A 26,751-nucleotide genomic window follows, 5' to 3' on the forward strand; every position below is an offset into this window, starting at 1 on the left:
CTGTCATGAGCACTCTGCCGCTGCCCCTCGAAGGCATCACCGTCGTCGCCGTCGAGCAGGCCGTCTCCGCGCCGTTCGCCACGCGCCAGCTCGCCGACCTGGGCGCCCGGGTCATCAAGGTCGAGCGCCCGGACGGCGGTGACTTCGCGCGGGGCTACGACACCGCCGCCGGGGGCCTCGCCTCGCACTTCGTGTGGTGCAACCGGGGCAAGGAGTCGGTGGCGGTGGACCTCAAGGACCCGCGCGGCATCGATGTCGTCCGCCGCCTGGTCGCGGGCGCGGACGTGTTCGTGCAGAACCTGGCGCAGGGGGCGGCGGCCCGGCTCGGCCTGGACGCGGCGACGCTGTGCGCGGTCCACCCGCGGCTGGTGGCGGTGGACATCTCGGGGTACGGGGCGGGCGGCCCGTACGCGCACAAGCGGGCGTACGACATGCTCGTGCAGTGCGAGGCGGGGCTCGTGTCGGTCACCGGGACGCCCGACCGGCCCGTCAAGGCGGGGATCCCGGCCGCCGACGTCGCGGCGGCCATGTACGCCTTCTCCGGGGTGCTGGCGGCTTTGCTGCGGCGGACGACCACGGGGCGGGGCGGCCCGGTGGAGATCTCCATGCTGGAGTCGCTCACGGAGTGGATGGGCCACCCCCTGCACCACGGGATGCACGGCGGCGAGGCCCCGGCCCGTACGGGGGTCGCGCACGCCGTCATCGCGCCCTACGACGCGTACCCGACGGCCGACGGGGGCCAGGTGCTGCTGTCGGTGCAGAACGACCGGGAGTGGCGACGGCTCGCCGAACTGGTGTTGGGCCGCCCCGAGTTGGGGGACGACCCGGCGTTCGCCACCAACACGGCGCGGGTGGCGCACCGGGCGAGGACGGACGCGGTGGTGGGCGAGGCGCTGGCCGGGCTGGCCACGGCGGAGGCGATCGACCGCCTGGAGGCGGCGGGCATCGCGTGCGCCCGCCTCAACTCGGTCGCGGACGTGGCGGCCCACCCACAGCTCGCGGCCCGTGACCGCTGGCGGGAGGTGGACACGGCGGTGGGCCCGCTGCGGGCGATGCTCCCGCCGATCACGCTTCCGGGGGGTCCGGAGTCACGGATGGGCGCGGTGCCCGCACTGGGCGAGCACACGGAAGCGGTGCTGCGGGAGCTGGGCGTCCCGGAGGACGTCCGTGTCGAGCTGCGGCGGGAGCGGGTGGTGGCGTGACGCGCCCCGGCGGCCTCCGCGAGGAGGATCCGGCACGGCCCCACCCCGGCCGGACGCCGACGGCGCATCGTGGCCGGGACGAGGTGCGCGGTGACTTCCGAGGGGTGCGGGCGGGCGGGGCGGCGTCGTCAGGCGTGGTTGCCGAAGAGCGAGCGGCGCAGGCGGCGCAACGGCGCGAAGAGCCGGACGCGCGCGCTCTTGCTCATACGGGTGTGGGCGACATCACGTGACGTCAACTCCCGCATCAGCAAGGTCGCTTCGGCCGACTCGCGCTGCGGGACGGCCGGACCGCCCAGCACCGCGAGGTGGCGGTCGAGGCGCGTACTGGTCGCGCTGCTCCCGCACGTGATGGCAGGCACCCGAGGCCTGCTGCGCACCGTTATCTGTTCCATGTCACTCCCCACCCGTACGAGGGCACCCGGCCGCTGCAGATTAACCCTATCGTCCCCGCATCTCATGCGTGTATCCCGGTAAAGGGATTCACCACACATGTACGAGGGTTGACGACTACCCTCCGAATGCGAGTGATTCCAGGGCGAGTTGGACAGGTGTGTCGTGGTCGGCTTGCACCGGCTTGCGATCAATGCCCGAAGTGCCGTTTGTCGTGGGCGCGGTGGCGCGCCGCCACCGCGCTCGGAGGCGGGGCGGGACGCACAACGGCCGGTCTCCTGCCGGATGTCCGGCAGGAGACCGGCCGGGGCGCGGTCGTCTCGGACGGGTTTTTCGCAGGGCTCCCCGGAGGGGCTTCCCGGTCACGCGTGGGGACGCGGGGCCGACGGGCGGTACGCCGGTGAAGGGAGGTACCGCACGGCCGGACCCGGCGCCTTACAGCGCGGCCCTGAAGGTGGGCAGGTAGCCACCGGAGTGTCCGGCGGCGGTGGGGTGGTACGACTCGCCGATGTTGAGCCAGTTGACGCTGTGCAGCCAGGACGCGCTCGAACAGATCTCGTGACCGGTGAAGGCCGGCGTGACGTCGGCCCAGGTGTAGCCGTGGTCGGCGGCGCGTTTGGCGGTCGCCGCGTTGAGGTGGTCCGCGCCGCTGTTGATGGCTCTGCGCTCGTTCTCGGTCAGGCCGGCGAGGCAGCCGCCGCCGAGCTGGTAGAAGCGCGGGTAGCCGAGCACGACGACCCGCGCCGAGGGGGCCTTGGTCCGGATCGCCGAGTACACGGAGTCGAGCCGGCCGGGAAGGGTCGTGTCGACGTAGCTCTTCGCCTCGTTGACGCGGGCGATGCAGGTCGCTTCGGACTGGAGGACGCAGGTGGTCATGACGTCGGCGAAGCCCGCGTCATTCCCGCCGACGGTGAGGGAGACGAGGTCGGTGGCGGAGGACAGCGGCCCGAGCTGGCCCGCCGTCACGTCGTTGGTTCGGGCGCCGGAGCACGCCGTGAACGCGAAGGACGAGGGGGAGTTCGCGGCGGCCCAGAGCTTGGGGAAGGCCCGGGTGCTGCGCTTGCAGTTGCCGCTCGCGCTGTCGTAGCTGCCGGCGCCGACTCCGGAGGAGTAGGAGTCGCCGAGGGCCACGTAGTCGAGGGCTGCGGCCGACGAGTCGGCCTGCGCCGATGCCGCCCCGGTGAGGGACAGGGCGACGCCGAGGAGGAGTGAGGTGGTGAACGCCGCGGCTCGGGACAGTTTCATGGAACCTCCCTCTGGCAGGATTTCTGCCTGAAAAGTTCGTAGCAGGATGCAGTGTCCATGCCAATAGCCGGGGAGGACATGCAGGTGACGTCCAGTCAAAGTCTGCTCACGCGCGAGGCGCGATATCCGTCGATTCACAGGTAACTCACCCGGGCGGAGTCATTTCTGTCGAGGCGACGCCACGGTCGCCGCGCCCCGGCGCGCGCGGTCGCGGCCGGGGGCGCGGCGCCCCGGGTGGGTGCGGTCGGGGCCGGGGGGCGCGGCGCCCCGGGTGGGTGCGGTCGGGGCGGGCGCCCGCGGGGCGAGACGGGGGCGGTTCGCCCGGGCGGCCCCGACTCGCCCCGAAGGCGGCGCGGGGTGGCCGGGCCCGCCGCGCGCGGGCGGGCCGGTCAGGGGCCGGGGCGGCCCCGGCACCGGCCGGAACACGTGCGTAAACACCGTGCGGCGAACGCGTGTGTGCCGGATCATGGGGCGCATGTCTGCCAACCCGCATGAGGCCCTGCCGATCCGGCTCACCGTCGACGACAGCGACTCCCCCGCCGACGTCGTCGACGCGCTGTTCCTCGGGCGCTTCGCGACGGGCGAGCAGCCGTACTCGCACAGTTCGTCCCTCGACCGCGTCAAACCCGGCGCGACCCTCCTGCCGCCCGGCGCCGCGGTGCTGCGCTCGGCCCGCGACGACGACCGCAGCGCCACGCTCGCCGAGGGCGACGGGTGGACGCTGCTGGTCTCCCGCTGGAACCGGGGCGCCGACGTGACCGTCACCGCGGTCGAGCCGGAGCTCGCCGAGCGGGTGCTGAAGGAGGCGACGGACGGCGCGAAGGACGACCCGGAGCCGCAGCCCGACAACGTGACCATGGGCTTCTGGTACGTGTCGCCCCGCCGGGGCCCGCACCGCACGACCCGCCGGATCGCCGCGGGGACCTGGGAGGAGGTGCGGCCCAACTACACCGCGCCGGTGGCCGAGGCGATGGACCGCCTGATGAAGGTGACGCCCGACGACATCTCGGGCCGCCTGCTCCTGCTGCACGGCCCGCCGGGCACCGGCAAGACGTCGGCGCTGCGCACGCTGGCGAGGTCGTGGCGCGACTGGTGCCAGGTCGACTGCGTCCTGGACCCGGAGCGGCTGTTCAACGACGTCGGCTACCTGATGGACATCGCGATCGGCGAGGACGAGGGCACGGCGAACGGCCGGTGGCGGCTGCTCCTTCTGGAGGACTGCGACGAGCTGATCCGCGGGGAGGCCAAGCACACGGCGGGCCAGGCCCTGTCACGGCTGCTGAACCTGACGGACGGGCTGCTGGGCCAGGGCCGCAACGTCCTGGTCGGGGTCACCACCAACGAGGACCTGGAGCGCCTGCACCCGGCGGTGGTCCGCCCCGGCCGCTGTCTGGCCCGGATCGAGGTCGGCCCGCTGACCCGGCCTGAGGCGGTGGCGTGGCTCGGCACCGAGGAGGGGATCGGCCGCGACGGGGCGACGCTGGCGGAGCTGTACGCGCTGCGGCGCGGCACCGGCCCGGCGGCGATCCCGGACCAGGCGCGCGGCGCGGACGCGGGGCTGTACCTGTAGGACGGGGGCTGTCCCGTCGGTGCGCCGGGCCGCCCACGTCGGGGCGCGGGGCCGCCCCCGACGAAGGACGAGGGGGGCGCCCCTGCCAGGGCGGGGCGCCCACGTCAGTGCGCCGGGCTGTTCCCAGCAGGGCGCGGGGCGGGCTACGCGCCGTACACCGCGCGCAGGGCGTCCGCCACGGCCGCTTCCGCGTCGGCGCGGCCGAGGCCCAGGCGGTGGGCCTCGGCGGCGTACGCGGCGGCGGCCGTCGCCGCCTGGCGGGTGGCGGCGTCCCCGGCGGCGGCGACGAACGTGCCGGCCCGGCCCCTCGTCTCGATGACCCCGTCCGTCTCCAGCACCCGGTACGCCTTGGCGACGGTGTTCGCCGCGAGGCCCAGTTCCCCGGCGAGGCCGCGGACGGTCGGCAGCTTGTAGCCGACGGGGAGGCGGCCGGAGCGGGCCTGCTCGGAGATCTGGGCGCGCAGTTGCTCGTACGGGGCCGCCGGGGAGCCCGCGTCGATGGAGATCGTCAAGGTCACGGTGCGATTGTCCCCCACGGCCGGGTAATTGGGAGGCGGTACGCACCGGCCGCGCGTACCGTGCGGCTCCATGACTGTGATCGTGCGCGACTTCCGTCCCGGGGACGCCGAGGCCGTGACCCGGGTGCGGCGTGCCGCGCTGCCCTTCCAGGTGACGACGCCCCCGGCGGTCCTCGCCCAGGTGGAGTCGGCGAATCCGGCCGGGAAGTACCGGCTGCTGGTGGCGGAGAGGGACGGGGAGATCATCGGGACCGCCGGCGTCGGCATCGCGTACGAGTCCCGGACCCCCGGGCTGTCGTACGCCAACCCCCAGGTGCACCCCGACCACCGGGGGCTGGGCGCTGGCGGGTTGCTGCTGCGTACCGCCGAGGAGCACCTGGCGGCGGAGGGAGCGGAGAGCGTGTACGCCTGGGTACTGGACGAGCCGGGGTCCCGCGGGTTCGCGGAGAAGCGCGGCTACCGGCCGACCCGTCCGGTGCACTTCCTCCGGCTCGACCTGGCGGGCCGCGCCCTGCCGGAGCTTCCCACGACGCTGCCGCCGGGCGTCGAGCTGCGCACCGCCGCCGCGTACGCCGCCGACCCACGACCGCTGTTCGAGGCGGACGCGGAGGTGACGGCGGACGAGCCGAGCGACATCGGTGCCGAGCTGGACGACTACGAGGACTGGCTGGCCGACACCTGGCACGACCCGCTGCTCGACCTTGGGCTGACCTCGGTGGTGACGGTGGACGGCCGGGTCGCGGCGTTCACCGCCGCCCACACCGACGGCAGGACCCGCTACCTCTCCGGCATGACCGGCACGCTGCGCGCGTTCCGGGGGCGCGGCCTGGCGAAGCTCGCCAAGACCGACTCGCTGCTCCGGGCCCGGGCGGCGGGCTACACGGACGCGTTCACCAGCAACGACGCGGAGAACGGGCCGATGCTGGCGATCAACAGGTGGTTCGGGTACGAGATCTGCGCGACGGAGGTCCGGCATGTCCGCGCCCTCGGTTGAGGTGCGTCTCGTCAAGGCCGGACGGACGAAGATCCGTTACCCGGCCCAGGTGCTGGCCGACGACGGCACCCGGATCACCGTCCGGGCCCCGTGGGCGGCGGACGGTGTGCGGGACTTCGGCTTCGTGCGCTTCGAACCGGGTGACGTCTTCACCGAGCACTACTGGCGGGACCGCTGGTACGCGGTGAAGGAGGTCCGCTCCGGCGACGGCGCCCTGAAGGGCTGGTACTGCGACGTCACCCGGCCCGCACGCGTCGACGGCGTCCTCGGCGAGGTGCTCGTGGAGGACCTGGATCTGGACCTGTGGGTGTCGGCGGACGGCGCCGAGGTCCTGCGCCTGGACGAGGACGAGTTCGCGGCGAGCGGCCTCGCGGAGCGGGATCCGGCCGCCGCGGTGGCCGCCCGCGAGGCCCTCGACGCCCTGGAGGCCCTGGCCCGCGCGGGCGCCCTGCCGGGTGCCCCGGCGGGCGGTCCGGGGACCGGCTCGCGGTAGGGGACCGCGTACGGCGTGACCCCTGCGCGGAGGGGCCGCGCTGCCCCGGGCGGGCGCTCTGCGCCACCTGGAGCGCTCCGCCGCGACCGGCCGCCCGGAACGGCGCCCCCGGCGGGTGCGTCGGCCACTACCGTGGGTGGGGCCGAGGGCTTGGAGGGGGCACCATGGGCGCGAGTTGGGTGGGGCTGCTGGTCGCGATCGTGGGCGTGGCGGGGACCCTGGGGGCCGCGCTGCTGACCCAGAACCGCGCGGACCGTACGAAACGGATGGAGCTGCTCGCCTCGACCGAGCAGCGCCGCGAGGAGCGCGACCACGCGGCGGAGCTGCTCCGGGCGGAGCAGGCGGAGGCGCGGCTCCGCGAGGGCCTGGAGAGGCGCCGGGCCTGCTACATCACGCTGAACACCGCCGCACGTCAGTACCTGACGGCCATGACCAGCCACCTGCACGCGGTGCGGCGGGGCGAGGACGTCGACGGGTCCCTGGAACGGCTGGAGGCGAGCAGGCTGGCCTTCCGGGACAGCTACGCCGAGGCCCAGATGATCGCCCCTGACACGGTGCTGCGCTCGTGCAGCGCGGCCAAGAAGCAGTTGAACACCGCGTACGGGTCGCTCAGGAAGCTCGGCGCGGCCACCGCCACGTACGGGGAGGAACTCGCCGCACTGGAGGGCCGGTTCCACGCGGAGGTCTGGCCCCGCCTGGCGGAGATGAAACGGTCCATGCGCGCCGACCTGGGCGTCGACGACGCCTAGGGCGCTGCCGCCGGCGTACGTGTGGCGGACGCCGTGCGCTCCGGGAAGTGCTGCCCCGCCAGGTCAGCGGATCGCCTCGGGGCTTCACGGGGGCCGTACGGGAAGCCACCGCCCTCGGCGCCAAGCGGCGTCGCGGCGGACTGTGGGCACCCTGCTGCCGGGGGCGGACGACCGCGGGAATGGCGATACCTGAGCGTCCTCTTAGCGTCGCCTTAAGCGGAGCATAAGAATCCTCATCTGCCGCCGCAGACCGCCGGATCCGGCCTCCCCGCGGGCTAGTTTGCTGATCACCGGGGCCGGTCCGGATCGTCGGTACCGAGGCCGGGGGGCTGTGCCGCCCGTCCGGTTCCCGTCCCCGCAACCCCCCACATCTGCTCGTCCCGCCGAAGGAGAACGTCACCATGACCGCTCGTCGCCGCACGCCCGCAGCCGCCGCCGTCGCCCTGGGCATCGCGCCGCTCGCGCTCGCCGGCCTGACCGCGTCGCCCGCCGCGGCGCACGGCACGATGACCGATCCGGTCAGTCGGGTGTCCGCGTGCTACGCGGAGGGCCCGGAGAGCCCGGACTCGGCGGCGTGCAAGGCGGCGGTCGCGGCGAGCGGTCCGCAGGCGTTCTACGACTGGAACGAGGTCAACATCGCCAACGCCGCCGGCAACCACCAGCGGCTGATACCGGACGGGAAGCTGTGCAGCGCGAACCGTGTCAAGTACAAGGGGCTCGACCTGCCGCGCGGCGACTGGCCGTCGTCCGCGATGACCGCCGGCACGCACACCTTCCGCTACCGCGCGACCGCCCCGCACAAGGGCTCCTTCGAGCTGTACATCACTAAGGACGGCTACGACCCGTCCAAGCCGCTGAAGTGGTCGGACCTGGAGGCGAAGCCCTTCGCGAAGGTCACGAACCCGAAGCTGGAGAACGGCGCCTACGTCTTCGACGGCACCGTCCCCGCCAAGTCCGGCCGCCACCTGGTCTACTCGATCTGGCAGCGCTCGGACTCGCCCGAGGCCTTCTACACCTGCTCCGACGTGGTGTTCGGGAAGGACAGCGGCCAGGCGGGCGGCGCCCCCGCCCCGGTCGCCTCGGCACCCTCCGACGAGCAGATCGAGCAGGGCACGGACAAGTCGACGGTCGACCACGGCGGACACGGCGGTGACGACCACGACGCCCGGCCCGCCGAGCCCGCGGCCCCCGCCGCCGAGGAGCCGGAGCAGCCCGGGGCGGCGAAGCCCGCGGAGCCGGCCGAGCAGGCGGAGGCGGAGGCGACGGAGCAGGCCGAGCGGGCCGGCACGCTCCAGGCCAACGGTGCCGGCACCCCGTCGCCCGTCGCCGCCGCGGCCGGCGAGAACCTGGCCGAGACCGGCGGCAGCGGCAGCACGCCGTACCTCGCCAGCGGTGGCGCGGCGGTGCTGGCCATCGGCGCGGCGCTGCTGTTCGGCACGGCGCGCCGCAGGGCCACGCGCTGACGACCGGTGTGACCGGGGAGGGGCCCGTCCGGATCCGGACGGGCCCCTTCGCGTCGTTCCGTCAGCCGACGACGGACGCGCAGGTGGTGGGCTTCGCGTGCGCCGGGTCCAGCGCGTTGACGACCTCGTGGTACGCGATCCGGTCGAGCAGCCCGATCACCACGTGCTCGGAGAAGTCCAGGGGGCACAGGTCCTGGAGGAGCACGTTGCGGACGCCCGGCCCGTCGAGGAACTGGGACTGGTAGGGGGTGACGACCTCGTCGTACCTGGTGGCGATGACGGTGTAGCGGACGCCCGGGACGGTGTCGCCGCCCTCGTTGAGTTTCCGGAGGAAGGCGGAACCGGCGATCTGGTCGGCGAGGCCCGGGGTCTTCTCGTTCAGCAGGTGGGCCGCGCCCGGGAAGTACGGCAGCAGCTTGGTGAGGCCCAGGAGCGTGGTGCCGTGGTTGTCGGGGGCGAGCCCGATCAGGGCGTTCACCTTGTCGGCGCCGCCGAGGAACTTGAGGTAGTGGCGCGGCATCATGCCGCCCTGCGAGTGGCCGACGAGGTCGGCCTCGGCTGCCCCGGTGGCGGCGAGGACCTTGTCGACGTACGCGTCGAGCTGTTCGGCGGACTTCTCGATGGGGCCGAGGCCGTGGAAGAAGGGCACGCCGGGCAGTTGCCCGTAGTCGAGGGAGAAGACGCAGTAGCCGCGCCTGACCAGATAGGGGGCGAGGGCGAGCCAGTTGTCGACGGAGTTGCCGAAGGTGCCGTGGACCAGGACGACGGGGCGGGGGTGGGCGGACGACGGCCGGCAGGTGTAGTCGTTCCAGCCGCTGCTGGGGCCCTGGGCCTGGGCGGCGGAGGCGGGGGCGAGGGTGGCGGCGACGGCCAGCAGCAGGACGGCCGAGGCTCTGAGCGCGCGGCGCACACGCAAGGACAGGCGTGCGGGCAGGCGTGAGGGCAGCATCGAGTGGTCTCCTTGCGGCTCAAGGAATGGGGATGTGGGGCGGTGGCGGTACGCCCCGTGGCCCGGACCACTGGTGGGGAAGCACAGCGAATGCCGTGCTCATGCCAAGTTACGCACGGGTAGGAGAGACAGGGAAGTTACGCGTCGGTAAAAACTGACGGATCACCACCTCACCGGCAGCCGCAGCGGGCAGCGCCGGATCGTCGCGGTGCCCCACTCCACCTCCCCCGCGGGCACCGCGGGGCGCAGTCCCGGGAAGCGGGCGAGCAGCGCCCCTACGGCCACCCTCAGCCGCCCCCGCGGATGCGCAGCTCGTCGAGGACCGCGGGCAGCCGGCCGGGGTCGTCCGCCGGCGCGGCCCACCGGCCGGGGCGGGTGAGCAGGCCGGCATCGCCATGAAGGGCGAGGACGGCGCACTGCACCCCGCCGTGGTGGTGGACGTCCGCATCCGGGGCCTGGACCGCGACCACTGGCACATCTGGCTCGACGACCCGGACGCCCGGGGCGCGGGCAGTCTGCTGCTGTGCCCGCTGCCGGGCACAGACGACTTCCAGCTCAACACCCGCGCCGACGACGAGGAGCGCGACCTCACCCCCGAGGCGGTGCGGCAGCTGATCGCCACCCGCACCCACCTGCCGGCCGACGCCGTCACGGACGTGCTGTGGCACTCGTACCACCAGCCGCACACGGCGCTGGCCGAGCGGTTCCGCGACGGTCGTGTGTTCCTCGCCGGCGAGGCCGCGCGCCCACCCGCCCGGTGGCGGGCAGGACCTGAACATCAGCGTCCAGGACGCCTACAACCTGGGCTGGAAGCTGGGGCAGGTGCTGCGCCACCAGGCCCCGGACGCACTGCTGGACAGCTACAAGACCGAGCGCCGCCCCGCCGTCGTGCACGTCCTGGAGCTCCGCTCCCGGCTGTACCGGACGGGCCGCAGTCCGGAAGGTGGCATCGAGAAGGCGCGTGACCGCGGCCGGCTCACCCATCTGCTGTCGGTGCACTACCGCGACAGCGCGCTGAGCACCGAGACCCGGGAGCGGCTCGCCGGGGCCGCGGTCCGGGCGGGCGACCGCGTGCCGGACCTGCCGTGCGGCACGGAGGACGGCCCGCGGCGGCTGCTGGAGCTGATGCGCGGCCCGCACTTCACCCTCCTCGCGGTGGACCGCACCCCGCCCCGCGTGCCGCCGGCCGTCGCCACGATCCGGGTGCCCGACGGCGAACTGGCGGAGGCGCTCGGCGCGGGCCCGTTCCTGGTCCGCCCCGACGGCCACATCGGCCTCGCCACCCAGGACCCCGCCCACCTCGACCGCTATCTGGCGAAGGCCGGGCTCACCGACTAGCGCGGACCCCGGCCGCCGAAGCGGCCCCGGCGCCCCGGCGGGCCGCCCCGCGGTGGCGCCGAGGCCGCACGCCGGTGCCTTCACCGGGTCGCCGGCGCGTCAGTTCGCGGTGACGAGGGAGACGTTGTCGAGGGTGACGGCCGTCTTGGCGGGGTTGCCACCGATCTCGAAGTTGAGCGATCCGGTGGTGGTGTCGATGGTGGACGTGAAGGTGTAGGTGTACCGCTTGAGGCCGGTGCCGAGGTCGACGACCTGGTCGAGGGTGGAGGTGTAGGGCTCCTCGCCGAGCTGGACGATGGCCCGGATCTGTGCGGCGGCCGACGCCTTGGCATCGAACGTCAGGGTGTAGGTGCCGCCCTTGCGGAGGGCCAGGGCGCCCTGGCCGGCGATGGCTTCCCACGAGGCGGTGGTGTCCGCCTCGACGGTCGCGAGCAGCGTGCCGTCGGCGTGGACGATCGAGGCCCGCTCGGCGGCCCACCAGTCGTCGACGTTCGTGGTGAAGGTGCCGTTGCGGATCAGGTCGACGTACCGGACCGGCCCCGGGGTGACGACGGGGGCGCCGAAGCCGCCGTTGCCGTTCCCGGGGTAGGCGTAGACGCTGCCGTTGGTGTGGAGGGCGATCAGGTCGCCCTTCTTGTCGCCGTTGAAGTCGGCGCCGGACAGCAGGCGCATGTTCTGCCAGCCGTCGCCGGTCTTCTTGGCCGCGTGGAAGGTGCCGTTGCCCTTGCCGGCGTACAGGTACAGGGTGCCGCTGTTGTGGACGGCGTAGAGGTCGGCCCTGTCGTCGTCGTTGAAGTCGCCGGCGACGAGCAGGCGCATGTTGGACCAGCCGGAGCTGGACAGCGTCCCCGCGGCGAAGTTCTTGCCGTTGCCCGGGTAGAAGAAGAGGTTGCCGTTGGTGTGGGCGGCGATCAGGTCGCCCTTCTTGTCGCCGTTGAAGTCGGCGGCGGCGACCAGACGTATCGCGCCCCAGCCGCTTCCGGCCACGGAGGAACCGGTCACCCCGCTCTTGCCGTTGCCCGGGTAGAGGTAGAGGTTGCCGTTGGTGTTGGCGGCGAGGATGTCGCCCTTGCCGTCACCGGTGAAGTCCGTGGCGGCCAGCAGCCGCATGCCGCTCCACTTGCCCTCGCTGACCTTGGCGCGCTTGCCGAACTTGCCCTTGCCATCACCCGGCTGGACATACAGGTAGTCGTCGGCGGCATCGATCGTGAGCAGATCGGCCTTGCCGTCACCGTTGAAGTCGGCGGCCGTCATCAGCTGCGACCACGACCGCCCCACGGTGGTGGCGATCCAGTCGGCCATGTCGTCCGTACGGGTGGCGACGGCGTCGGTGCGCGTCTCGGTCTCACCCAGGCACCCGCCCTGACGCGACCGGGTGGCCACACCCACCAGCTCGAGACGTCCCTCGGACTCCCGCAGCAGCGGTGCGCCGGTGTCGCCCTTGCACAGGGCATCGGTCTCGGTGGCACCGCTCAAGGTGAGCTCGGTGTCCGACACGGTGCCGGTCTTCATCGAAGCGGTGTGGGCCGTGCCGGGCACCCACTCGGTCCGGGTCCGGCCGAACCCGACCGCCTGCAGAACGTCCCCCTCCCCGGCCGGGGAAGCGGCCAGCCCGACCGGCGCCATGCCGGTGGCCGGCGTGGCCAGGCGCGCCATGACCAGATCGCGGGTCGGTGAGGGCACCAGCTCCACGACCTCGGCCGCATGCCCGCCCGACCCGGTCAGGGAGCTGCGCCCGACGGTCGCGGTGGTCTTCAGGGCGGGCTTGCCCGGCGCGACGTTCGTGGGGTTGGCGGGATCGGTGGCGAAGCACGCCGCGGCGGTCAGAACCCACTGACCGTCGACCAGGGTGCCGGAGCAGGAGCGGGCGGCATCACCGTCGCCGATGTGGAGACGGGCGACGGACGCCTGGGCGCCGAGGGGGGCGTCAGCACCCGTGGCGGCCAGGGCAGGGGTACCGGTGAGCATGGTCGAACCCCCGGCGGCGGCCAGGGCCATGGCGATCACGACGGGGCGCGTGCGTGTACGAAGCACGGTGGGAATCTTCCTTGCTATAGGGCGGGCGGTGACTGCGGTCGGCGCCATCAGCCGGTGACGCGGAGTTCGACGAGCACCGACCGCGGTCCCTTGTCGACGCCCTCACCCAGCGCCTGGTATCCGTTGGCCTCCGCCTCGACCGTCGTCTTCTTGCCGTCGGCGGTGACAGTCGCCCGTACGGGGTGCTCCTGGGTCCAGAGACCAATGACATCGGGCAGTTCGAGGGCCAGGTAGCCCTGCTTCGCATCGACGTCGAAGCAATAAGTCTTCTGCCCGGTGCGCGACTTCACCTCGATGTCAGGAGTGCCCTCACAGGTGGTCAGCCTGATGTGACCGTCGCCACGTCGCAGCACGATCTGCTGGTTCTGCTCGATCTGGGCGGCGCCGGGGTAGGAGAAGTCCTCCACCGCCCACGGCACGTCAGCGGCCGCAGCCGGCTCCGCCTTCTGCGGTGCGGCGCTTGCGGCACCGAACGCCGAAATTCCGCCAACTACCGAAAACACGCCAACGAGACTGCTCAACGCAGCAATGCGGACACGGGATATCGCCACAGTTCCCCCTGAGGCTCGATACAGCAGGCGTGAACTCGCCTGCACAAGTTACGCACAAGTAGAACACATGTATGGTGCTCTACACGCAAGTCGCCGAGTCGGAAACTGCCTTGTGGCATCCCCTCGCGAACCGGCTTATGGATAAGCCCGGTTGACCTGTGACCAGCCCGTAGACATACCCCACGGGGTCGATCCGCAGGCAAAGGTTCGACATGCGCATCATTTAGTTGAGAATCAAACGAGGGGGAGTCGGTCCAGTGAACCGACACAAGTTCCTTCCCGGAAGGGAAGAATCCGGAACGCCGCCGGGCAGAACGGCAAGGCCGTGGCGAGGTATCGTCAGCGTCGCGCTACCCATCGCCCTGCTCGCGGGCGTACTGGGAAGCGCACCTGCCTTTGCCGAGACCACTCCTGCTGATGCCGCTTTCGACCGCAGCTTGGTCGTCGACTATTGGCAGACCGGTGGTTCGGGAATCAAGGAGGCCGCGGAGCGAGCTCTGCTCGGTTCCGACGAGGACGTTCGCGCATTCCTCGACAAGGCGCCCGAGATCGAGTACGACGACGACTACGTCGAGGCCAGCCGCATCTTCAGTGTGGGCGGGTTGGCCGTTCGGGAAGCCACGAAGAAGGCGCTGAAGGGCACACCCGAGGAACTGAGTGCCTACCTGTACAGCGGATGGAAGAAGCCGCTGGAGGAGGACCGTGAGGTCGAGGCTTCCCGTGTCATCAGTGTGGGTGGCGTCGGCGTGCGGGAGGCGGGCGAGGCGGCTCTGAAGGCCGGTCCCGCAGCCGTCGCGAAGTTCCTGGAAACGGGCCAGTACGAAGCCAGGGAGGTCGACAACGAGGTCAGGGTCTCCCAACTGTTCAGTGTCGGTGGCCCGAACATGAAGGCCGCCGCGAAGGTCGCTCTGCGCGGTACGCCTGACGACATCGTCGAGTTCCTGGAGGTCGGGCAGTTCGTCGCCCGCAACCGCGACCAGGAACACGGCACGATCGCGCAGCTGACGGAGCAGGCCAAGCAGGCCGGCATCCAGGCCGGGGAGGCCACGCGAAAGTCCGAGGCGGCATCCGCCCGCGCGGTCGCCGCCTCCCAGGCCGCCAAGGAAGCCGCCGCGAAGGCGGCACGGGAAACCGCCGAAGCAGGCAAGGACGCCACCACCGCCGCGTACAAGGCCGAACAGGCCGCCGCGTCCGCGCGAGCTGCGGCCGCCGCGGCACAGACGGCGATCGGTGCGGCCAGTGCCGCCAACCGGGCCGCGCGTACGGCGGCGATCGCCGCTGCACAGACCGCCGGCGCCGCCGCGGCAGCGGCCACTGCGGCCAACGACGCCTACACCGCGGCGATCGCCGCGGCGGGTGACGCGAGCAAGGCGGACGCGGCGAAGAAGGCCGCGGCCAACGCCCGCGCCGCGGCGCTTCTGACCCGCACGTCCGCCGCCGCGGCCGAGCAGGCCCGTACGGCCTCACTGGCCGCCATCAGCGCGGCGGATGCCTCACGCAGCGCCGGAGACAACGCCAACGCGGCCGCGAGCTCGGCCGAGGAGGCCAACCGGCACGCCGAAGCGGCCGGTGTGCACTCCGCCGCGACGCGCAACGCCGCGGCCGAGGCCCGTCGTCACGCCGGTGTCGCCAACCGTGCCGCGGACAGTGCCACCGCCCTGGCCCGACGCTCCGCGCAGCAGGCCCTTGAGGCCCGTGACGCGGCGAACTCCGCCGCCGACCACGCCGAGAAGGCCGCCGAGGCCGCCGACCTGGCGGTGAAGTACGCCGGCCAGAGCGCGACCGCTGCGGCTGATGCGCGCAAGTGGGCCACTGCCGCGAAGGTCGCCGCCGACGCGGCGAGCAACGCCGTGAAGTCCGCGAAGAAGGTGCACCAGCTCGCCCTGGACGTCGAGACCCAGGACTTGGCCATCCGCAAGGATGCGGCCCTGGAGCAGGCCCGTAGCGAGAAGAGCCAGACCGAACGGCTGATCTCGGCGTCCGCGACCGTCGCCCGCGACGCCCGCGCTCTCGACACCACCGCCCAGGCCCTGGCCGCGGAGGCGGCCAAGCTCGATGCGGACACCGCGGCCATTGCCCTCAAGGGCCGCAAGCTCGCCATGGACGCCCTCAAGCTCCGCGGCCCCTGGCACCAGCAGGCCGCCGCTGCCGCACTCGGCGGCTCGGACGCCGACGTCCTGGAATACCTGCGCAGCGGATGGAACAAGGCGAACCTGGAAGAGACCCGTGACAAGGTCCTCCAGCTCAGCGTGAGCAGCCCCTACCCCTCGATCCGGCAGGGAGCGGTCGAGGCGCTCAAGGGCACCCCGCAGCAGATCGCCGACTACTACACCACCGGTCAGTACGTCGTCGGCCAGGACGACCTGACCGTCGCCGTCTCCAGGATCCACAGCACCGGCGGAGTCAGCGTCAAGGAGGACGCCGAGAAGGCCCTGGCCAATGGGAGCGGCAAGGTTCTGGCCACCTTCCTCGAGGTCGGCCAGTACCCCGCCCGCATCACCGACGAGGAAGTCACCACCAGCAGGCTCATCAAGAAGGACGACAGCGAGCTCGATGCCGCCGCCCTGGCGGCTCTCGCCGGCACCCCGCAGGACCTCCACGAGTTCGTCGCCGTCGGCCAGTACACCGCCGCACGGAAGGACGCCCTCACCGCCCACCACCGCGCCCAGATCGCACGGATCCTGGCCGAAGGCGAGATCATCGCCGCCAAGGCGCAGGTCAACCGCTGGCGCGCGGCCGAAGCAGCCGCCCGGGCCAACAAGGCCGCCGGAGAGGCGGAAGAGGCCGCCACCGAGGCCAAGAAGTCCGAGAAGGTGGCGAAGGACCACGCCGCCGACGCCAAGAAGTCCGCCGACGCCGCCGCGGCCAGCTCCGCCTCGGCCAGTCAGTCCGCAGCCACCGCGCGCCAAGCGGCCGCCGCCGCCGACCGCGACGCGGACGCCGCCGAAGCATCTGCCGCACAGGCCGACTTCTCCGCCAACTACGCCCGCGAATCCGCCAGGAAGGCCGATGACGCAGCCGCCCGGGCGCGCGCTTCAGCCGTCGCCGCCGGCAAGAGCAAGGAGCAGGCCGAGGCCTCCGCGAACCAGGCCTGGCTCGAGGTCCAACGCGCACGCGAGGCAGAGATCGCCGAAGCCAAGCGCCAGGCCGAGGAGAAGCGAAAGGCTGAGCTGGCCAAGCAACAGCAGCAGCAAAAGAAGAAGAATTGCAGGTACAAGGAGGCCGGCGGCGCCATCTACGGCTACACCTGCGAACCCCTCAGCGACGTCGGTTTCCTTGATATCGCGACTGCCATCGGCAAGGGAGCATGGGAATTCTCCGGGGCCGCCGACATCGAGAAGTGCATCAAGGAACCCACCTGGGGCGGCTGCGCCATGGCAGCCGTCGGCGTCCTGCCCGTAGGTAAGCTCAAAGCCGCCAAAAAGGCCGCCGACAAGCTCGAAGAGCTCATCGGGAATACACGGGCGAGCCGGGCAGGCGCCGAGTGCGCAGCCAAGGCGGGTAAGGACAGTTTCCCGGCCGGCACTCGCGTCCTCATGGGCGACCGCACCACACGCCCCATCGAAAAGGTGGGAATAGGCGACTCCGTCCTGGCCACGAACCCTGAAAACGGAGTCACGGAGCCTCGCCGCGTCGAAGCGACCATCTACACGCCAGATGATCGCGCCTTCACTGACATCACCCTCGATCGGTCTACCGGTGACTCCCTCACAACGACGGACCATCACCCCTTCTGGACCGAAAACGGCAAGCGTTGGAAGGACGCGGCCGATCTCACACCTCAAGATGTTCTGCGCACCCCCGATGGCGCCCCGGCACCCATCAGCAGTGTTCGCCACAGGTCCGGGCTTGCTCCTGCCTACAACCTCACCGTCAAGGATCTGCACACGTACTATGTACTGGCGGGTACTACGCCGGTCCTCGTTCACAACACCAACTGCGATATCACATCTGGCTCCCTTCAGGGGGAGAAGCTCGCGCAAAAGTTGCGGCTGGAGTCGGCGAATTCACCGTTCACTGAGAGCGGCCAGCTGACGCCTGATGCGATCTCCGGCTCCAGGTTGGCCATGCTTGGGACGAAGATGGGGAACAAGGAACTGCAAGCTCTGTTCGCAAAACGCGGGGGTGCTGCCCAATGGGGCAAGTACAGCACTACGACACATCAGAGCCCGTACGGTGATTATCAAGTGCACTACTACATGAACCGAGTGTCTGGTGAGGTCATGTATGACTACGACTACAAGGTCGTCATGAACCGCAGAGGGAGCACCTCGTGAAGGTAAGGTTCACCGGCCTCGAAGGTCACGAGCAGAGCGTTCGCCAGGGAGCGGATACCCTGCATCAAGGGCGGATCTACGTGGTTCTTGAGGTGCACTGCCAGACGGACGGACCGAATTACTTCAGGATTGAGTTCCGCAGAGGCGAACTTCCACCCCTCTTCGACTCGCGACTCTTCGAAGTGGTTGACCCAGAGGTACATCCATCGTGGACAGTATCAACCGAGTGGGACGGATCGCTCACCATGGCGCCTAGCGCCTGGCAAGTTCCGGGATTCTGGGAGGAGTTCATGGATCACTCTCCTGATGCGATCGAAAAATACGAGATCGGCCGAGATTCCCTAATGTCGCAGCCTGAATAGCTGGAAACGCCATTCTCATCTTGAGATCGGCGGAATAGGTTGATCCAATCAGCTGCCGTGGGGCGGCGAGCGCGCCGCCTCACGGTGGCGTTCACTAGAGGATCTCAATTCTGCTGGTGCATCTGGAGCCCCGACCGGTAACCCCTGTCGGGGCTCCAGTGCTGTCTTACGGCAGTAGTTGACGGCAAAGTCAGTGGACGAGGGCGGCACAGGGGAGCGGCTCGTCGCCGTGGCCATCTCGGTGGGCTCCCGACGGCGGAGGTCATGGCTCGAGGCGGCAATGGCATCACGCTGGAGACTCAGTCGCACTTGGGCGTAGACGCCGATGCGCGTTTAACCGAACGCCCATCGGCCAGGCCGTCAGGCCGCCAGCGAGCCCGGGACGATCGCGCCCGGTCCGAACTTCGCGCGGGCCCGGTCCGCCACCGCCTCGATCCGCCGTGCCTTGTCGTCCCCCGGGTCGAGGGAGAGCTGGTGCGCGGCCTTCTCGGCGGGCATCAGGCCCTCGGCGCGCAGTCCGATGCCCCGGACGCGGGCGCGCTGGAGTCCCAGCGCCTCGTGCAGCGCGTACGCGGTCTCGGCCAGCGCGGCCGAGTGGGCGCTCGGCTCGCGCAGGGTGCGGGTGCGGGTGGTCGCCGACCGGTCGGCGTACCGCACCGTCAGCGTCAGCGAGCGGCACACCTGCTCCTCGCCGCGCATCCGCGCGCCCAGCTCCCCGGCGAGGGACAGCAGGGCGCGGCGGTGCCGGTCCCGGTCCAGCTCGTCGCGGTCGAAGGCCCGTTCGGCGGCGACCGACCGGGACGCGGCGTTGGCGACGACCGCCGTGCGGTCGGTGCCCCGCGCCCGCTCCCACAGCTCGCGCCCCGCCCGAGCGCCCACGATCCGCTGGAGGACGGCGAGCGGCGCCGCGGCGACGCGCCCGACCGAGTCGAGCCCGTAGGCGCAGAGCGTGCGGGCGGTGGCCGGGCCGACCCCGTCCAGCGCGGCGACCGGCTTGTCGCGCAGGAAGCTCTCCGGGTCGTCGACGACCAGGGTCGTGCCGGGCACGGTGTCCCGCGCCGCCATACGGGCGAGCATCGGGTTCGGCCCGGCACCGATGACGCAGTCCACGCCGTACCGGGCGAGCGCCCTGACCCGGATCACGGCGGCCAGTTCGGCGGGGCCGCGCCCGAAGTACCGTGCGGCGCCGCGTACGTCGGCGAGCGCGGCGTCGGGCGGGGCCGCCTCGACGACGGGCGTGAACTCGCCCAGCAGCGCGACCAGATGCGGCAGGAGCGACTCGTACATCGGCTCCAGCCGGAATCGTACGTACAGGATCATCCCGCGCTCCCCTGACTCTGGTGCCACAGCTTCTTCGGGACCTTCGCCGCCCCGTCGCCCGCCGGGCGCAGGTCCGCCCAGGGGTTCATCTGGTAGCCGGTGGGCATGGTGATGCGGCGGTCGCTGCCCGGGGAGGAACCGGACGGGGACCCGGGCGCCGGCTCCGCCAGCCGGGCCGCCACCGCTTCCAGACCGCCCTCGCGCCGCAGTTCCACCAGTTCGGCGAGGTTCCAGGCGGCCGAGGCGACCACGCTGAAGCTGCGCGGGCCGCGCCGCTGCACCACGCCGCGCACCAGCAGCAGCCAGGAGTGGAAGACGGTGTGCGCGCACCGCTCGTGGCTGTCGTCGAAGAAGGCCAGGTCGACCAGGCCCGTCCCGTCGTCGAGGGTGGTGAAGATGACGCGCCTGCCGGACCGGATCGGCGGGGTCTGGGTGGCCACCTTGGAGCCCGCGACCAGCACGGTCCGGCCGTTCGGCACCGCACGCAGCCGTTGCGCGGAGACCACGCCGAGTTCGGCCAGGAAGGCGTGGTGGTCGGTCATCAGGTTGCGCGAGGCGTCCATGGACAGCACGCCCAGCTCGGCGCTGAGGCGTTCGGCGTCGTCGAGGTCCGGCAGCCCGACGGGCGCGGACTTCCGGCCGCCCGCGAGCGGGAGCTGGTCACCGTAGGAGCCGGAGCCGCGCTGGAGGCGGTGGAGTTCGGAGAGGTGCAGCAGCAGGTCGCGCCGGTTGCCGCCGAACGCGTCGAGCGCGCCGACCTGGGCGAGCCGTTCGGCGACGGGGCGGCTGGGCCTGGCCCGTTCCCAGAAGTCCAGCAGTGAGGCGTACGGCCGGCCGGCCTCGATGCGCGCCGCCTCCGCCTCGCTCATGCCGTGGACGTCGGAGAGCGCCAGCCGCAGACCCCACTTCCCCAGTGAACCGGACACCAGTTCGATCGTGTGGGCGGCCGCCGACCGGTTCACGTCCACCGGCAGCACCGGCACACCCCGCCGCCGCGCGTCGGCCAGCAGCAGCCGCTTGGGGTACATCCCCGGATCGTGGGTGAGCAACCCGGCGTAGAAGGCGGCCGGGTGATGCGCCTTCAGCCACGCCGACTGGTACGTCGGTACGGCGAACGCCACCGCGTGCGCCTTGCAGAAGCCGTACGACCCGAAGGCCTCGACGATCTCCCAGGTCCGGGCGACCACGTCGTCGGCGTACCCCTTGGCCTTCGCGTGGCGCGCGAACCAGACCTTGATCCGCCCCTGCGACTCGGGGTCGGACAGGCCGCGCCGTACCGCGTCGGCCTCCTCCATCCCGCAGCCGGTCATGATGTGGAGGATCTTGATGATCTGCTCGTGGAAGACGACGACCCCGTACGTCTCCTTCAGCGCGTCCTCCAGGTCGGGGTGCGGGTAGCGGGCCGGCGCGCGGCCGTGCCGGGCCTCGATGAACGGCCGCACCATGTCGGCCGCGACCGGACCGGGACGGAAGAGGGAGATGTCGACCACCAGGTCGTGGAAGGTGGACGGCTGGAGCCGCCCGACCAGGTCCCGCTGGCCCGGCGACTCGATCTGGAAGCAGCCGAGCGTCTCGGCGGACTTGATCATCCGGTACGTGGCGGGGTCGCCGGGCCGGACCTGCTCCGGGTCGTCGATGTCGACGACCTCGCCGGTCGCCCGCTCGATCTCGGCGACCGCGTGCGCCATCGCCGACTGCATCCGCACCCCGAGCACGTCGAGCTTGAGCAGCCCCAGCTCCTCCACGTCGTCCTTGTCGAACTGGGACATGGGGAAGCTCTCGCCACTGGTCGGCACCACCGGGGTGCGCGACAGCAGCGAGGAGTCCGAGAGCAGCACCCCGCACGGGTGCATGGCGACGCCGCGCGGCAGCGCGTCCAGCGCCTCGACCAGCTCCCACAGCCTGCCGTACCGGTCCCTGCGCCCCGCGAGTTCGCGCAGCTCGGGCAGCTCGTCGAGCGCGGCGCGGGCGTCCCGGGCGCGGACGTGCGGGAATGCCTTGGCGATCCGGTCGATCTCGGCCGGGTCCATCGACAGGGCGGCGCCCACGTCGCGTACGGCGTGGCGCACCCGGTACGTCTCGGGCATGGCGACGGCGGCCACGCGCTCGGGGCCGAAGCGGTCGAGGATGGCGCGGTAGACCTCCAGGCGGCGGGCGGACTCCACGTCGATGTCGATGTCGGGCAGCACGGGCCGCCGCACCGACAGGAAGCGCTCCATGAGCAGGCCCTGCTCGACCGGGTCGGCGTGCGCGATGCCGAGGAGGTGGTTGACCAGGGAGCCGGCGCCGGAGCCCCGGGCGGCGACGCGGATGCCCATCTCCCGCGTGTCGTCGACGACCCGGGCGACGGTGAGGAAGTACGAGGCGAAGCCGAGCCGCTCGATGGTGCGCAGCTCGTCCTCCAGCCGGTTCCAGTACGCCCGCTCGCGGTCGTGCCCGCGCAGCACCATCCCGGCGGCGCACCGGGAGCGCAGCACCCGCTCGGCGGTGCGCCGGCCTGCGCCGACCAGGTGCGCCTCGGGGAAGTGGACGGAGCCGATGCCCAGGTCGCCCTCGGGGTCGACCAGGCACGCGGCGGCGGTCTCCTCGGTCATGGCGAGGAGCCGGCGCGCGGTGTCGCGGCCCAGCCCGGCGGCCTCGGCGACGCGTTCGGCGGTGGCCGCCATCGCGGCGGGGTCCTTGAGCCAGCGCTCCCCGCTGTCGAGGCCCTTGCGGGGGTCGATGGGCACCAGGCGGCGGGCCGCGTCGAGGACGTCGGCGACCGGGCCCTGGCCCGGGTCGGCGTACCGCACGGCGTTGGTGAGCACGGCGCGTACGCCCTGCTCGGCGGCGAGGCCCAGGGTGCGGGCGGCGTGCCGCAGCGAGCCGGGCCCCGTGCCGGTGCGCCCGTGGTGGACGACCTCCAGCCGCAGGGCGTCGCCGTGGGCGTCGCGCCAGGGGGCGAGGAGCCGGACGGCGTGGTCGGGGCGGCCGGCGGCGAGGGCGCGGCCGACGTCGGAGTCGGGCCCGAGGAGGACGGTCACGCCGTCGCCGTGGTTCTCCGCCCGGGGCAGCAGGGGGGAGCCCTCCGCCGTGTGCGCGGCGGTGATCAGCCGGCACAGGGTGGCCCAGCCCTGCCGGGAGCGGGCGAGGTAGACCGCGCGGGGCGCGGACTCGTCGACGAAGGCGCCGCCGCGCACAGGGGTGCGGCGCCGCCCGGCGGTCCCGGGGAGGCCGCCGTCGCGGGGGCCACCGCCATGGCCGCCCGGCCCGCCGCCGCCCGGCCCACCGCCGGAGCCGTGGCCGTGACCGCCGGAGCCCGGGGCGGTGCCGGAGCCCGCGCCGGTGCCGGGGCCCGGGGCGGGTCCGGCGGTCGCGAGGTCGACGCCGAAGACCGGGCGGACGCCCTCCTTGGCGCAGGCCGCGGCGAAGCGGACCGCGCCCGCGACGGTGTCGCGGTCGGTCAGGGCGAGAGCGCCCATGCCGCGCTCGGCGGCGCGTGCCGCCAGCCGCTCCGGGTGCGAGGCCCCGTACCGCAGGGAGAAGCCCGAAACGGTGTGCAGATGCGTGAACCCTGGCACCCGCGCCTCCTGGATCGATCCTGTCTCACCTCCCCCACTTCCACCATAGACCAGTTTCGAACATTCGTACGACACGAATCCCGTCCGCCATTCGGCCCGCCCCACCTGCGCGAACGGGGCGCGCCCCGGAGCGTGGGGACATGAAGCTCGCCGCCGAAGTCAGGAACGCCGTCTCCCCCCGCGCCGCGCTGCTGGTCGTCGGCGTCCTCGCCCTCCAGCTGCTGTTCATCGCCTCCTACGTGGGCGCGCTCCACGACCCGAAGCCGAGGGACGTGCCCTTCGGCGTGGTGGCGCCGGGAGCGGCGGCCGACCGGGCCGCCGGCCGGCTGGCGGAGCTGCCCGGCGACCCGCTCGACCCCCGGGTGCTCGCCGACCCCGAGGAGGCCCGGCGGCAGATCGTGGACCGGGAGATCGACGGCGCGCTGATCATCGACCCGAGGGGCACGACCGACACCCTGCTGGTCGCCTCCGGCGGCGGCACCGTCCTCGCCAACGCCCTGAACACGATCACCACGGAGGTCGAGAAGCCGCAGCGCCGCACGGTGCGGACCGTGGACGTGGCGCCCGCCTCCGCCCGGGACTTCGACGGTCTGTCCGCGTTCTACCTGGTGGTCGGGTGGTGCGTGGGCGGCTACCTGCTCGCGTCGATCCTGGCGATCAGCGCGGGCTCCCGGCCCGCCAATCCGCAGCGCGCGGTCATCCGGCTCGTCGTCCTGGCGCTCTCCGCGCTCCTCGGGGGCCTCGGCGGCGCGGTGATCGTCGGCCCGGTCCTCGGCGCCCTGCCCGGCAGCGTCGCCGCCCTGTGGGGGCTCGGCGCCCTGGTGGTCTTCTCGGTCGGCGCGGTCACGCTCGCGCTCCAGGCGCTCACCGGGATCGTCGGCATCGGCCTGGCGGTCCTGCTGATCGTGATCGCGGGCAACCCGAGCGCGGGCGGCGCCTTCCCCGCCCCGATGCTGCCCGACTTCTGGCGGGCGATCGGCCCCGCCCTGCCGCCGGGCGCGGGCACCTGGGCGGCCCGCTCCATCGCGTACTTCAAGGGCAACGCGCTCTCCGGGGCGATGCAGGTGCTGGCCGTCTGGGCCGTCCTCGGCGCCGTGCTCACCCTGGTGATGTCGGCGGTCCGCCGACGGGGCGACCGGGAGGACGGCGGGCCCGTCGGCGCGGACCCCTCCTAGGCCCGCCGCTCCCCGGCCGCACCGCTCCCCCACCCTCCGCCGTCGGGCCGCCCCTGCCTTCGGGGAGGTGATCAGGAGCGGCGAACGGATACGGACGGGCCCCGGACCGCCGGCGGTGCGGCGGTCCGGGGCCCGGTGGTGTCGGGCCGCGCCAGGGGCGGTGCGGGCGGCACGGCCGGCGTGCGGGTGCGTCAGCCGATCTGCGCCCCGAGGGTGCTGAGCGCCTCCGTGACCGGCTGGAAGAACGTCTCCCCGCCCGAGGAGCAGTCGCCGCTGCCGCCCGAGGTCAGGCCGATCGCCGCGTCGCCCGAGAAGAGCGAGCCGCCGCTGTCGCCGGGCTCGGCGCAGACGTCCGTCTGGATGAGCCCCTCGACGACCTGTCCGCCGCCGTAGTTCACGGTGGCGTCAAGACCGGTGACCTGGCCCTCGTGGACCTGGGTGGTCGAGCCGCTGCGCGTCACCTTCATGCCGACGGTCGCCTCGGCCGCCTTGGTGATCACCTGACTGCTGCCGTCATGGAGGTCGACCTCGCTCGGGTGCGGGGTGTCGCCGTCGTACTTGACCAGCGCGAAGTCGTTGCCCGGGAACTGCGAGTCGACCATGGTGCCGATCGCCGCCCCGCCCGGGGAGTCGGACCACTCGCTGCCCCGCTCGCCGCAGTGGCCGGCCGTGATGAAGTGCGGCGCCCCGTCCTTGACCACGTTGAACCCGAGCGAGCAGCGCCCGCCGCCGGAGTGGATGGCGTCGCCGCCCGCGATGAACGGCGTGAACTCACCGGCCGTACGCCTCAGTTCGGCCTTGGAGCCGAGGCCCTTGACGACCTGCCCGAGCTTCTCCCAGTCCGCGCCCTCGACCGTGCGGTCGGCCGTGACGACGACCTTGTTGCTCACCGGATCGACGGCCCAGGACGTGCCGGGTATGGTCGCGCGGCTCTTCAGCGTCCGGCGGGCGTCCGTCAGCTCGGCCGGCGTGTGCTCGACGATTCTGGCCCTGCCGCCCGCCTCACGCACGGAATCGGCGGCCGCTTCGTCGACCACGTTGACCACGAGGGTCCCGGCCTTCGCGTCGTAGTACGCGCCGGCCATGTCGCCGCCGAGCGCTGTGTCGAGTTTCGCGGCGAGCGTCACCGCCGCGGGAGCCGACAGGGTCTTCACGGCGGTCCGGGGCGCTTCCTCGGTGGCGTTCGCAGTCTGGAAGGTGACTCCGACTCCGAGCAGAGCGACTGTGGCCGCGCCGGCGACGGCCGCGCGCCGCCTGGGTGTGCGTCGGTGCTTCACGACATGACCTCCTGTGGGGGGCCGTGTCCGGGTACGTGGGGGTGCCCGGACACGGAGGATGGTCGGTCCACCATCCCGATACCGGCCGGTAGCACACAAGGTCGACCTGCGGACGCGCACATGACCTTCACCGCGCGCCCCCGCGGCTCCCACTGATCCCGGTGCCCCCGTCGGTTCCGTTTGCGAACACCCACCGCGTTCCCACCGGCGACAAAGGCGGTGCTCCCGGGGCACCCTGAGGGGTAGTCATCGACGGACACGGTCCACGACGGACACGGTGTGAGGAGGCGGGGGGTTTGCGACGTCGGGTGCGCGCGGCGGACGGCCGGCATCTGATGGTGGAACGCCTGGGGGACCCGCAGGGCCGTCCGGTCTTCCTGCTGCACGGCACGCCGGGCAGCAGACTGGGACCGGCTCCCCGGGGCATGGTGCTCTACCAGCGCGGCATGCAACTGATCGCGTACGACCGTCCCGGCTACGGCGGTTCGGACCGGCTGGCCGGGCGCAGCGTCGCCCACGTCGCCTCGGACGTGGCGGACATCGCGGACGCCCTCGGCCTGGAGCGGTTCGCGGTGGTGGGCCGCTCCGGCGGAGCGCCGCACGCGCTGGCCTGCGCGGCCCTGCTGCCGCACCGGGTGACCCGTACCGCCGCGCTGGTGACGCTGGCGCCCCGGGACGCGGACGGGCTGGACTGGTTCGAGGGCATGGCCGCCTCGAACGTCACGGAGTACACCCACGCGACCCTCGACCCCGAGGGCGTCGCGGCCCGGCTCACGCCCCGCGCCGACGCGATCCGCCAGGACCCGGTCCGGCTCCTGGACGACCTGCGGCGGGAGCTGACCGCGTCCGACCGGATGGTCGTCTCGGACGCGGGCGTACGGTCGATGCTGCTGCGCAACTACCAGGAGGCGCTGCGCACCTCCGCGTACGGCTGGATCGACGACGCGCTGGCCTTCTGCGGTCCCTGGGGGTTCGACCCGGCCGACATCCCGGGCGAGGTGCTGCTCTGGCACGGCGAGCAGGACGTGTTCTCGCCCGTCGGCCACTCGCGCTGGCTCGCGCAGCGCATCCCGGGCGCGACGGCCGTCCTGGAACCGGCCGCCGCGCACTTCGACGCCCTGCACGCCCTCCCCCGGGTCCTGACCTGGCTGCTGGCCACGGGCGAGTGAGCCGAAGGGGCGCCCGGGTGTCGAAAGGCAGGACGCGCGGAGGGTCGTGAGGAACGAGCGACCCGAGCACGATCGACCGTCGACACCGGCCGAAGCGCCCCGGAGGCGAACC

General features: G+C 72.6%; 20 protein-coding genes and 1 pseudogene. 12 read left to right on the top strand and 9 right to left on the bottom strand.

The features are described from left to right. Positions 1–5 precede the first annotated feature (5 nt). Positions 6–1,202: a CaiB/BaiF CoA transferase family protein gene (locus IE109_RS25060; RefSeq protein ID WP_189553587.1), complete on the top strand. Its 1,197-nt coding sequence runs from the start codon at positions 6–8 to the stop codon at positions 1,200–1,202. Between the two features lie 128 nt (positions 1,203–1,330). Here IE109_RS25060 and IE109_RS25065 read toward each other — a convergent pair whose 3' ends face one another. Both IE109_RS25065 and IE109_RS25070 read right to left on the bottom strand, forming a co-directional pair. After that, complete coding sequence (locus tag IE109_RS25065; RefSeq protein WP_189553588.1) at positions 1,331–1,594, bottom strand: hypothetical protein; 264 nt, start codon at positions 1,592–1,594, stop codon at positions 1,331–1,333. A gap of 433 nt (positions 1,595–2,027) precedes the next feature. After that, a complete protein-coding gene (locus IE109_RS25070; RefSeq protein ID WP_189553589.1) occupies positions 2,028–2,837 on the bottom strand; it encodes an SGNH/GDSL hydrolase family protein in 810 nt (269 codons plus the stop codon). A gap of 475 nt (positions 2,838–3,312) precedes the next feature. On the opposite strand from IE109_RS25070, the gene IE109_RS25075 reads away from it, so the two are divergent. Further along, entirely contained in the window at positions 3,313–4,407 is a 1,095-nt protein-coding gene (locus IE109_RS25075; RefSeq protein ID WP_189553590.1) for a DUF5925 domain-containing protein, read from the top strand. 143 nt (positions 4,408–4,550) lie between these two features. On the opposite strand, the gene IE109_RS25080 is transcribed toward IE109_RS25075, so the two are convergent. Further along, a complete protein-coding gene (locus IE109_RS25080; protein WP_189553591.1) occupies positions 4,551–4,925 on the bottom strand; it encodes a GntR family transcriptional regulator in 375 nt (124 codons plus the stop codon). Between the two features lie 70 nt (positions 4,926–4,995). On the opposite strand from IE109_RS25080, the gene IE109_RS25085 reads away from it, so the two are divergent. The 4 genes from IE109_RS25085 (at position 4,996) to IE109_RS25100 (ending at position 8,624) form a co-directional block, all read left to right on the top strand. Then, complete coding sequence (locus IE109_RS25085) at positions 4,996–5,919, top strand: GNAT family N-acetyltransferase (RefSeq protein WP_189553592.1); 924 nt, start codon at positions 4,996–4,998, stop codon at positions 5,917–5,919. After that, positions 5,900–6,412 (top strand): DUF402 domain-containing protein, encoded by a 513-nt coding sequence (locus IE109_RS25090; protein ID WP_189553593.1) that lies wholly within the window; start codon positions 5,900–5,902, stop codon positions 6,410–6,412. Before IE109_RS25085 ends, IE109_RS25090 begins: the two co-directional genes overlap by 20 nt. 164 nt (positions 6,413–6,576) lie before the next feature. Beyond that, positions 6,577–7,161 (top strand): hypothetical protein, encoded by a 585-nt coding sequence (locus IE109_RS25095; RefSeq protein WP_189553594.1) that lies wholly within the window; start codon positions 6,577–6,579, stop codon positions 7,159–7,161. A 401-nt stretch (positions 7,162–7,562) separates the two neighbouring features. Beyond that, the gene (locus IE109_RS25100) at positions 7,563–8,624 is read left to right on the top strand and encodes a lytic polysaccharide monooxygenase (protein WP_189553595.1); all 1,062 of its coding nucleotides are present in this window, start codon (positions 7,563–7,565) and stop codon (positions 8,622–8,624) included. A 61-nt stretch (positions 8,625–8,685) separates the two neighbouring features. On the opposite strand, the gene IE109_RS25105 is transcribed toward IE109_RS25100, so the two are convergent. Beyond that, the gene (locus IE109_RS25105) at positions 8,686–9,573 is read right to left on the bottom strand and encodes an esterase/lipase family protein (RefSeq protein ID WP_189553596.1); all 888 of its coding nucleotides are present in this window, start codon (positions 9,571–9,573) and stop codon (positions 8,686–8,688) included. A gap of 395 nt (positions 9,574–9,968) precedes the next feature. Between IE109_RS25105 and IE109_RS34095 the strand changes: the two are divergent. Together IE109_RS34095 and IE109_RS34100 are read left to right on the top strand one after the other, a co-directional pair. Further along, positions 9,969–10,413: pseudogene (locus IE109_RS34095) on the top strand (FAD-dependent monooxygenase); the annotation flags it as partial. Between the two features lie 231 nt (positions 10,414–10,644). Continuing rightward, positions 10,645–10,911 carry an aromatic-ring hydroxylase C-terminal domain-containing protein gene (locus IE109_RS34100; protein ID WP_506417184.1) on the top strand — a complete coding sequence of 89 codons (267 nt, stop codon included), beginning with the start codon at positions 10,645–10,647 and terminating at the stop codon, positions 10,909–10,911. A 99-nt stretch (positions 10,912–11,010) separates the two neighbouring features. Here the strand turns inward: IE109_RS34100 and IE109_RS25120 are convergent, their stop codons facing one another. Continuing rightward, entirely contained in the window at positions 11,011–12,945 is a 1,935-nt protein-coding gene (locus tag IE109_RS25120) for an FG-GAP-like repeat-containing protein (protein WP_189553598.1), read from the bottom strand. Between the two features lie 50 nt (positions 12,946–12,995). Beyond that, positions 12,996–13,451, bottom strand: coding sequence for a hypothetical protein (locus tag IE109_RS25125; protein WP_229891524.1), 456 nt, complete (start codon positions 13,449–13,451; stop codon positions 12,996–12,998). Between the two features lie 305 nt (positions 13,452–13,756). Between IE109_RS25125 and IE109_RS33750 the strand changes: the two genes are divergently transcribed. Beyond that, a complete protein-coding gene (locus tag IE109_RS33750; RefSeq protein WP_268251485.1) occupies positions 13,757–17,776 on the top strand; it encodes a polymorphic toxin-type HINT domain-containing protein in 4,020 nt (1,339 codons plus the stop codon). Continuing rightward, the gene (locus IE109_RS25135; RefSeq protein WP_189553600.1) at positions 17,773–18,138 is read left to right on the top strand and encodes a hypothetical protein; all 366 of its coding nucleotides are present in this window, start codon (positions 17,773–17,775) and stop codon (positions 18,136–18,138) included. The genes IE109_RS33750 and IE109_RS25135 overlap by 4 nt, the downstream gene beginning before the upstream one ends. Before the next feature lie 360 nt (positions 18,139–18,498). On the opposite strand, the gene IE109_RS25140 is transcribed toward IE109_RS25135, so the two are convergent. Both IE109_RS25140 and IE109_RS25145 read right to left on the bottom strand, forming a co-directional pair. Then, positions 18,499–19,458 (bottom strand): DNA polymerase Y family protein, encoded by a 960-nt coding sequence (locus IE109_RS25140; protein ID WP_189553601.1) that lies wholly within the window; start codon positions 19,456–19,458, stop codon positions 18,499–18,501. Beyond that, positions 19,455–23,018 carry a DNA polymerase III subunit alpha gene (locus IE109_RS25145; protein WP_189553602.1) on the bottom strand — a complete coding sequence of 1,188 codons (3,564 nt, stop codon included), beginning with the start codon at positions 23,016–23,018 and terminating at the stop codon, positions 19,455–19,457. Before IE109_RS25145 ends, IE109_RS25140 begins: the two co-directional genes overlap by 4 nt. A gap of 140 nt (positions 23,019–23,158) precedes the next feature. Here IE109_RS25145 and IE109_RS25150 point away from each other — a divergent pair, with 140 nt between their 5' ends. Beyond that, positions 23,159–24,193 (top strand): DUF3533 domain-containing protein, encoded by a 1,035-nt coding sequence (locus tag IE109_RS25150; protein WP_189553603.1) that lies wholly within the window; start codon positions 23,159–23,161, stop codon positions 24,191–24,193. Between the two features lie 191 nt (positions 24,194–24,384). Here the strand turns inward: IE109_RS25150 and IE109_RS25155 are convergent, their stop codons facing one another. Further along, a complete protein-coding gene (locus IE109_RS25155; protein WP_444545564.1) occupies positions 24,385–25,470 on the bottom strand; it encodes a S1 family peptidase in 1,086 nt (361 codons plus the stop codon). Positions 25,471–25,766: 296 nt separating this feature from the next. Between IE109_RS25155 and IE109_RS25160 the strand changes: the two genes are divergently transcribed. Then, positions 25,767–26,639, top strand: coding sequence for an alpha/beta fold hydrolase (locus IE109_RS25160; RefSeq protein WP_189553605.1), 873 nt, complete (start codon positions 25,767–25,769; stop codon positions 26,637–26,639). Positions 26,640–26,751: the final 112 nt, after the last annotated feature.

It is taken from the genome of Streptomyces lavendofoliae (genome assembly GCF_014649735.1).
In the GTDB taxonomy this organism is placed as follows: Bacteria; Actinomycetota; Actinomycetes; order Streptomycetales; family Streptomycetaceae; genus Streptomyces; species Streptomyces lavendofoliae.

What these genes read in the sequence shown, in the direction of transcription:
- IE109_RS25060 (WP_189553587.1), top strand. Translation starts at nt 6, where the DNA reads ATGAGCACTCTGCCGCTGCCCCTCGAAGGCATCACCGTCGTCGCCGTC.
- IE109_RS25065 (WP_189553588.1), bottom strand. Translation starts at nt 1,594, where the DNA reads ATGGAACAGATAACGGTGCGCAGCAGGCCTCGGGTGCCTGCCATCACG.
- IE109_RS25070 (WP_189553589.1), bottom strand. Translation starts at nt 2,837, where the DNA reads ATGAAACTGTCCCGAGCCGCGGCGTTCACCACCTCACTCCTCCTCGGC.
- IE109_RS25075 (WP_189553590.1), top strand. Translation starts at nt 3,313, where the DNA reads ATGTCTGCCAACCCGCATGAGGCCCTGCCGATCCGGCTCACCGTCGAC.
- IE109_RS25085 (WP_189553592.1), top strand. Translation starts at nt 4,996, where the DNA reads ATGACTGTGATCGTGCGCGACTTCCGTCCCGGGGACGCCGAGGCCGTG.
- IE109_RS25090 (WP_189553593.1), top strand. Translation starts at nt 5,900, where the DNA reads ATGTCCGCGCCCTCGGTTGAGGTGCGTCTCGTCAAGGCCGGACGGACG.
- IE109_RS25095 (WP_189553594.1), top strand. Translation starts at nt 6,577, where the DNA reads ATGGGCGCGAGTTGGGTGGGGCTGCTGGTCGCGATCGTGGGCGTGGCG.
- IE109_RS25100 (WP_189553595.1), top strand. Translation starts at nt 7,563, where the DNA reads ATGACCGCTCGTCGCCGCACGCCCGCAGCCGCCGCCGTCGCCCTGGGC.
- IE109_RS25105 (WP_189553596.1), bottom strand. Translation starts at nt 9,573, where the DNA reads ATGCTGCCCTCACGCCTGCCCGCACGCCTGTCCTTGCGTGTGCGCCGC.
- IE109_RS25140 (WP_189553601.1), bottom strand. Translation starts at nt 19,458, where the DNA reads ATGATCCTGTACGTACGATTCCGGCTGGAGCCGATGTACGAGTCGCTC.
- IE109_RS25150 (WP_189553603.1), top strand. Translation starts at nt 23,159, where the DNA reads ATGAAGCTCGCCGCCGAAGTCAGGAACGCCGTCTCCCCCCGCGCCGCG.